The organism is Kitasatospora sp. NPDC088351 (genome assembly GCF_040685575.1).
Taxonomy (GTDB): Bacteria; Actinomycetota; Actinomycetes; order Streptomycetales; family Streptomycetaceae; genus Kitasatospora.
Genome location: NZ_JBFBIL010000026.1, coordinates 1 through 7715, shown reverse-complemented (window position 1 = coordinate 7715; position 7715 = coordinate 1). Strand labels below are relative to the sequence as shown.

At 72.3% G+C, this 7715-nt stretch carries 4 protein-coding genes, 2 tRNA genes and 1 pseudogene; 2 read left to right on the top strand and 5 right to left on the bottom strand.

The window, feature by feature from the left end; translation table 11 throughout:
* Window positions 1-6 precede the first annotated feature (6 nt).
* The 5 genes from AB0P06_RS19470 to AB0P06_RS19450 form a co-directional block, all read right to left on the bottom strand.
* Window positions 7-79 (bottom strand) — tRNA-Glu (locus AB0P06_RS19470).
* Window positions 80-130: 51 nt separating this feature from the next.
* Window positions 131-202, bottom strand: a tRNA-Gln gene (locus AB0P06_RS19465).
* 213 nt (window positions 203-415) lie between these two features.
* Window positions 416-1915, bottom strand: a complete 1500-nt coding sequence (gltX, locus tag AB0P06_RS19460; RefSeq protein WP_363608862.1) for a glutamate--tRNA ligase — start codon at window positions 1913-1915, stop codon at window positions 416-418.
* Window positions 1908-2708, bottom strand: a complete 801-nt coding sequence (locus tag AB0P06_RS19455; protein ID WP_363608860.1) for a fumarylacetoacetate hydrolase family protein — start codon at window positions 2706-2708, stop codon at window positions 1908-1910. Before AB0P06_RS19455 ends, gltX begins: the two co-directional genes overlap by 8 nt.
* Before the next feature lie 245 nt (window positions 2709-2953).
* Window positions 2954-3178, bottom strand: coding sequence for a hypothetical protein (locus tag AB0P06_RS19450; protein WP_363608858.1), 225 nt, complete (start codon window positions 3176-3178; stop codon window positions 2954-2956).
* Window positions 3179-3747: 569 nt separating this feature from the next.
* On the opposite strand from AB0P06_RS19450, the gene AB0P06_RS19445 reads away from it, so the two are divergent.
* On the top strand, window positions 3748-7614 hold the full coding sequence (locus AB0P06_RS19445) for a nitrate- and nitrite sensing domain-containing protein (RefSeq protein WP_363608856.1): 3867 nt from the start codon (window positions 3748-3750) through the stop codon (window positions 7612-7614).
* Window positions 7615-7624: 10 nt separating this feature from the next.
* A pseudogene (locus AB0P06_RS19440) lies at window positions 7625-7715 on the top strand (roadblock/LC7 domain-containing protein); the annotation flags it as partial.

Sequence of the window (7715 nt, the reverse complement as noted above, 5' to 3'; positions counted from 1 at the left end):
GATCAGTACCCCCGACCGGATTCGAACCGGCGCTACTGCCGTGAGAGGGCAGCGTGCTAGGCCGCTACACAACGGGGGCTTGTACTGCTTCGGTACTGCTGGGCACTGCGGTTACTGCAAGGGTACTGCGCTGGGGTACCAGGACTCGAACCTAGACTAAATGAACCAGAATCACTCGTGCTGCCAATTACACCATACCCCACCGGAGTTCAACCCCCTGACGGGGTCTTGCTCGGCGCTGCTCCGCCTGCTTGGTCCTGACGAGGTTTCTGGTCCCTCGCCGTTCCCTCCCGGGCGGCGCAGAAAGAACATTACCCGATGCCGGGCGCGGCTCCAAAATCGATAACCGCAGGCCGGGCCGGGAACGCCGCGGGCCCGGCCTGAAGCCGGGCCCGCGACCTGCTCGGAGGCTGCCTCAGGCGGCCGGAACGGCCGCCAGGGCGGCGGTCAGCCGACGCAGCGTCTCGGGGCGCCCGAGCAGCTCCATCGACTCGAACAGCGGCGGGGAGACCCGCCGGCCCGTGACGGCCACCCGCAGCGGCGTGAAGGCGAACTTGGGCTTGATGCCCAGCCCCTCCACCAGCGCCTCGCGCAGCGCCGCCTGGATCGGCTCCGGGGAGAAGTCCTCCAGCGCCTCCAGTGCCTTGATGCTGGCCTCCAGCACCGGGCGGGCGTCCGCGGTGAGCACCTTGGCCGCGTCGCCCGGGTCGAGCGTGAAGTCGGCCGGGTCGACGAAGAGGAAGCCCGCCATGTTGACGATCTCGCTCAGCACGACCATCCGCTCCTGGGTGAGCGGTGCCACCTTGGCCAGCAGCTCCAGCTGCGCGGCGGTCGGCTCGGCCGGGAGCAGACCGGGGGCCTGCAGGTACGGCACCAGCCGGCGGACGAAGTCCTCCGGGGCCAGCCGGCGCAGGTGCTCGGCGTTGACGTGCTCGCACTTCTTCAGGTCGAAGCGGGCCGGGTTGGCGTTGACGTCCGCGATGTCGAACGCCTCGACCAGCTGCTCCACGCTGAAGATGTCGTCGTCCGCGGAGAGCGACCAGCCCAGCAGGGACAGGTAGTTGAGCAGGCCCTCACGGATGAAGCCGCGCTCGCGGTACAGGTTGAGCGAGGCCTGCGGGTCCCGCTTGGAGAGCTTCTTGTTGCCCTCGCCCATCACGTACGGCAGGTGGCCGAAGCGCGGGGTGCTGCCGTCGCCGACACCGATCTCGGCGAGCGCCGCGTACAGCGCGATCTGGCGGGGGGTCGAGGAGAGCAGGTCCTCGCCGCGCAGCACATGGGTGATGTTCATCAGCGCGTCGTCCACCGGGTTGACCAGGGTGTAGAGCGGCGCGCCGTTGGCCCGGACGATCCCGTAGTCCGGCACGTTCTCCGGCTCGAAGGTGAGCGTGCCGCGCACCAGGTCGTCGAAGCTGATGGTGGTGTCGGGCATCCGGAAGCGCAGGATGGGCTCGCGCTTCTCCAGCTTGTAGACGGCGATCTGATCGTCCGTCAGGTCCCGGCAGTGGCCGTCGTAGCCGGAGGGCCGGCCGGCCGCGCGGGCGGCCTCGCGGCGGGCGTCCAGCTCCTCGGTGCTGCAGTAGCAGTAGTAGGCGTGGCCGGCCTCGTGCAGGCGGCGGGCGACGTCGGCGTAGATGTCCATCCGCTGCGACTGCCGGTACGGCTCGTGCGGGCCGCCGGTCCCCGGGCCCTCGTCCCAGTCGAAGCCGAGCCACCGCATGGCGTCGAGCAGCTGGTTGTACGACTCCTCGGAGTCGCGGGCGGAGTCGGTGTCCTCGATCCGGAAGACCAGCGTGCCGCCGTTGTGGCGGGCGAAGGCCCAGTTGAAGAGGGCGGTACGGACCAGGCCCACGTGCGGGTTCCCGGTCGGGGACGGACAGAAACGGACCCGGACGGTGGGGTCGGTGTTAGCCACGCTTGATCACCTTGTTGGTGAGAGTGCCGATGCCTTCGATGGAGACGGCGACCTGGTCGCCGACGTTGAGGGGGCCCACCCCAGCGGGTGTGCCGGTGAGGATGACGTCGCCGGGCAGCAGCGTCATGGCCTCGGAGATGTGGACGATCAGCTCGGCGACCGAGCGGACCATCAGGGAGGTGCGGCCGGTCTGCCGCGGCTCGCCGTTGACCGTGCAGGTGATGGCGAGGTCGGCCGGGTCGAGGTCGGTCTCGATCCACGGGCCGAGCGGGCAGGCGGTGTCGAAGCCCTTGGCGCGGGCCCACTGGCCCTCGCGCTGCTGGACGTCCCGCGCCGTGACGTCGTTGGCGCAGGTGTAGCCGAGGATCACCTCGGGCACCCGGTCCAGCGGGACCTCGCGGCACATCCGGCCGATCACCACGGCCAGTTCGGCCTCGTAGTGGACGTCCGAGGAGAACGGCGGGTAGGCGATCGACTCGGTCGGGCCGATCACCGAGGTGGACGGCTTGAAGAAGGTGAGCGGGACGTCCGGGACGTCGTTGCCGAGTTCGGCCGCGTGCGCCGCGTAGTTGCGGCCGACCGCGATGATCTTGTTGGGCAGCATCGGGCTGAGCAGCCGCACGTCCTGGAAGCGGTAGCTCTCGCCGGTCGGCTGGGGCTGCCCGAAGGGGTGGCCGGCCAGGGCGTGGACGACCAGTGACTCGGGCTGGGCGGGGTCGCCCTCGACCACGCCGAAGGAGACGCTGCCGGCGGCAGGGCTCCCCTCCCGGACGGAAAACCTGGCAATGCGCACGGCTGGGCTACCCCTCGCTTCGTCGGCCGCCCGGGGCGCGCCCGGGCGCTGGTGGGCGCCGCGCCCGTTGGGCCCGGCCCCGCTCAATCGTCGTCCAGGCTATCGCGTGAGCCCCCGGCTGACCGCTTTGCCCCTGTTCAGCGCGGTTGCGTCCGGCCCGCGCCGGGCCTGCCCGGGGACGCCGAAGGGCGCCTCGGCCGCACGGTGGGGTGCGGCCGCGACGCCCTTCGGCGAAGCGGGTCCGGTCAGTCCTGCGGGACGGCGACCACCGGCGCGACCATCAGCGTGGTGCGGCGCGGGTTGGCCGTGCTGGCCGGCAGCTCGGTGGAGTAGACGACGACCTGCTCCGCCCGGCGGGCGCCGGGGATCTTGCTGAAGTCCTCGACCGAGGCCAGCGTGGTCCGGCGCGGGTTCGCCGTGGAGCGGCAGGACAGCGTGGACTTGGTGGCGGCCTTCTTCGCCTGGGACATCGCGTCAGCACCTTGGGGTCGCGGCCCGGCGCGTCCACGGGGAATCGGCGCCGGCCTGAGTGATTCGGGGGATTCTGGGCAGGCTGATCGGGGCCGTGCTCCGGATGCAGCCAGATTACGGATCTCTTTCCACAGCCACCGTGACCAAAGCTACACATTCACCTGTGATTTTGCTCACAAATTGAAGAGCAATTCTCTTATATCCGACATATCGCTGCATCAGATTTTGCCGACATACCGGAAATAACGGGCATTCGGGAAGCTCTGTGACTCTTGTTGATCTCGGGTCAGGTTGGCATGTATCCGGCGAGTGTCCGAAAAAGGCGGTATTCCGGTCCGGTTGGCACACAGTCAGTGAAGTCATGCGCGCGTTCGGTAGCGCCACGCGGGGTGCCCTGTCGGCCCTTGTTGGGATTCCGCCGCTGTGCTGGAATGCCACGGACCGTGGGTAGGGAGCAGTCCACCCCGGCGACCCGCTCTCCCGGACCGGCCGGGGTGCGGATGGAAACTCCACACCGTCCAGGCTGCGGCGACGCGGCGGGACGCCCGGTCCAGAGGTTGCGACGCCAGTGCAGGGACGTTTCAAAAGGGGTAGCGGCGCCGCGGGTGACCCGGAGTCGCGTGAGCCCACAGCAGGCCCCCAGCAGGCGGTAGCGCCCGGCGGCCCGGCCGAACCGGCCCTCGAGGCGCCCGGCCGGCCCGGCCCCGGTGGCCCCGACTCCGGCCACCCTGGCTCCGGTGGCCCCGACTCCGGCCGGCAGGAGGACGACGGGCAGCAGGACCGGAAGTCGACCCGGGACAAGCTCCGCAAGACCCTCACCCGCCGGCGCGCCAAGGGCATGAGCCGGCTGGCGCTGCGCAACTGGCGGATCCGTACCCGCCTGATCGCCCTGCTCGCCCTGCCCGTGCTCGTCGCCCTCGTCCTCGGTGGCCTGCGCATCCAGACCTCGCTCGAGGCCTCGCAGCAGCTCGCCCAGATGGCCAACCTCTCCGATCTGGCCAAGAAGGCGACCAACCTCGCCGACGCCCTGCAGAACGAGCGGGACATCAGCGCCGGGCCGATCACCCACGACCCGGCCGCCCCGCTCGACGACGACATCGTCGCCGCCCGCAAGAAGACCGACGATCTGAGCCGCACCTTCACCGCCTCCTCGGAGAAGTTCGAGAACCTGGAACTCTCCGGCGGCAAGGCGCTGCTCTTCCAGATCCGCAAGGACCTGAACTCGATCTCGGACGCGCGCAACACGCCGTACCAGAACAACCAGAACATCCAGTCGACGATCACGGCCTACGACGTGATCATCCGCGACCTGCTGTCGATCACCCAGGACATCGCGCTCGGCTCCAACAACAAGGACCTGGTCCGCGCCACCCGCGCCCTCCAGCAGTTCTCGCTGGCCAAGAACACCACCTCGCAGCAGCGCGCCCTGATCAGCGCCGCGCTCGCCAACCCGAAGGCCCCGAACCTCAGCCTGAGCGACGAGTCCTTCGGTATCCGCCTGCGCGCCTCCTACGACAACGCGCTCACCAGCTTCAACAACATCTACACCTCGCACGACCTGGACAACCTGCGCGGCCAGCTCAGCTACAACTCGGTGGTCGCCGACGCCGACCGCTACGCGCGCTCGATCCTCCAGCAGAGCGGTATCCAGCAGACCGACCCGGTCTCCTACAAGGACTGGTACGAGAAGGCCAGCGCCAAGATCACCGCCGAGCGGCGGATCGAGAGCAAGCTGATCGAGGACCTGGACGGCAAGGCCCAGGACCTCCAGTCCGCCGCCGACACCGAGGCCCTGATCATCGGTGCCGCCGTCGCCCTGGTGCTGCTCGTCGCCCTCGGTGGCGCCGGTCTGATCGCCCGCTCGATGGTGCGCTCGCTGACCAGGCTGCAGGCCGCGGCCGAGGACGTCGCCGAGCGGCGGCTGCCCGAGCTGGTCAAGACGCTCTCCGAGAGCGACCCGCACGACGTCGACGTCACCGTCGAGCCCGTCGGCGTCGACTCCGCCGACGAGATCGGCCACGTGGCGCACGCCTTCGACATGGTGCACAGCGAGGCCGTCCGCCTCGCCGCCGAGCAGGCCCTCCTGCGCGGCAACATCAACGCGATGTTCACCAACCTCTCGCGCCGCAGCCAGGGCCTCATCCAGCGCCAGCTGTCGCTCATCTCCGAGCTGGAGAGCCGCGAGGCCGACCCGGACCAGCTGGCCAACCTCTTCAAGCTGGACCACCTCGCGACCCGTATGCGCCGCAACGGCGAAAACCTCCTCGTCCTCGCCGGTGAGGACCCGGGCCGCCGCTGGACCCGCCCGGTCCCGCTGGTCGACGTGCTCCGCGCCGCCGCCTCCGAGGTGGAGCAGTACGAACGCATCGAGCTCGCCACGGTGCCGTCGGCCGAGGTCGCCGGCCGCGTCGTCAACGACCTCGTCCACCTGCTCGCCGAGCTGCTGGAGAACGCCACCTCGTTCTCCAGCCCGCAGACCCGGGTCCGGGTCACCGGCCACGCCCTGCCGGACGGCCGGGTGCTGGTCGAGATCCACGACACCGGCATCGGCCTGAGCCCCGACGACCTCGCCGACATCAACGAGCGGCTGGCCAGCCCGCCGACCGTGGACGTCTCGGTCTCCCGTCGCATGGGCCTGTTCGTGGTCGGCCGCCTGTCGCTGCGTCACGGCATCCGGATCCAGCTGCGCCCCAGCGACTCCGGCGGCACCACCGCGCTGGTCATGCTCCCGGTGGACGTCACCAACTCGGCCGACCGCCGCGGCGCCGGCCGGCCCGGCTCCGCGCAGGCCAAGCAGCAGCGCGGGGCCGCCCCGACGCCGCGTCAGCAGCGCCAGATGCCCGGCAACCCCAACGGCGGCCCGAACGGCGGCCCGGCCGCGCTCGGCCAGGGCCCGGCGGGCGGTGCCCCGCAGGGCCGTCCGCAGCTCGGCCAGGGCGGCCCCGGCGGCCAGGCGGGCCCGGGTGCGCCGGGTGCGCCCGCCGGCCCGGGTGGCCGGCCCGGGCAGGGCGGCCGCAACGGTGGCGGTCTGCCGACCCGGCAGGCCGGCCAGTCGCTGCGCGAGGGCCAGCAGCCGCAGGGCAAGCAGCCGCAGGGCAAGCAGCCGCAGGGCCAGCCGGCACCGAACCAGCAGGGCGGTCTGCCCCCGCAGGGCCCGGGCCGGCAGGGCCCGCCGCAGGGCGGCCCGGGCGGTCTGCCGCGCCGCGGCGGCCAGCAGCCCGGCCGGCCGCAGCCCGCTCAGGGCCGGCCCGCCGACGGCGGCCGCCCCGGCCAGGAGCGTCCGCGCGCCGAGTTCGACGGCGGGCCCGGTGCCCGGACCGCCGAGCAGCCGCAGCACGGCTGGGCCGACCAGCCGGGCCGTCCGGGTGGGCCCGGCGGGCCGCAGGGCCAGGGGGCCCGTCCGGGCAACCGCCCGCAGGACGGGCTGCCGCAGCGCCGCCAGCCGGGGCAGGCTCCGCAGGGACCGGGTGCCCCGGGCGGCCAGGCTCCGCAGGGGCCGCGCCGGCCGCAGCGTCCCGGCCCCGGCCCGGAGGCGCCGCAGCGCGCCCAGCAGCCGCAGCTCCCGCCGCAGCAGTTCCAGCCGCAGCCGCCGCAGCAGGCCCAGCCGCTGCCGTCGGCCGAGCCGTCGTCGATGGAGAGCACCGCGCAGTTCGCCCGGCCGCGCTTCGAGGCCAGCGAGATCGACCCGCGTGACCCGCTGGGCCTCGGCCTGGTCGAGCCGGTGCTGCCGAACGTGCCGACCCCGCCCCGTCCGGAGCCGGTCCGCCAGGAGCAGGCGCGGCCCGAGCCGGTCCGGCAGGAGCAGTTCCGCCAGGAGCCGATGGCGCTGCCGACCGGCCCGTCCGAGGGCGGTGCCCAGGGCGGTCTGCCGGACTTCGGGCAGGACGGGCAGTCGTGGGCCCGCGAGGACGGCCGGGCCCGCTCGTACCAGCCGCGCCGGCCCGGGACGACCGCGCCGGGCTTCCAGGAGCCGGCACCGGGTCAGCAGGCCCAGGCCCAGCAGGCTCCGGCCCAGCAGGCCCAGCAGGCCGAACAGGCTCAGCAGCCGCAGCCGGGCCAGCCGGCCGGTCCGGACGACGCCCCGTGGCGCCCGTCCGCGAACGACGAGCGCTGGCGCCGGGCCGAGCAGGTCCGCGAGCCCTCCACCAGTGGCGTCACCATGTCCGGCCTCCCCCGGCGGACCCCGCAGGCCAACCTGGTCTCCGGCACCGCCGAGGCGTCCCCGCTGACCGGTCCGCAGGTCTCCCGCGCCCCCGAGGAGGTGCGCGGCCGGCTGACCAACCTGCGGCGCGGCATCCAGCAGGGCCGCCGGGCCGGTGCGGAACAGGCCGGCCAGGGCAACCCGGCGGGCTTCAACCATGGTGTCCAGCAGCCCGGCTTCGACGGTTTCGGAGGCCGGGAAGACGGCAACGGCGCAGATCATCAGGAGCGTTGAGTTGAATCAGATGAGCCAGGCCGCACAGAACCTGAACTGGCTGATCACCAATTTCGTGGACAACACCCCCGGGGTGTCGCACACGGTGGTGGTCTCCGCGG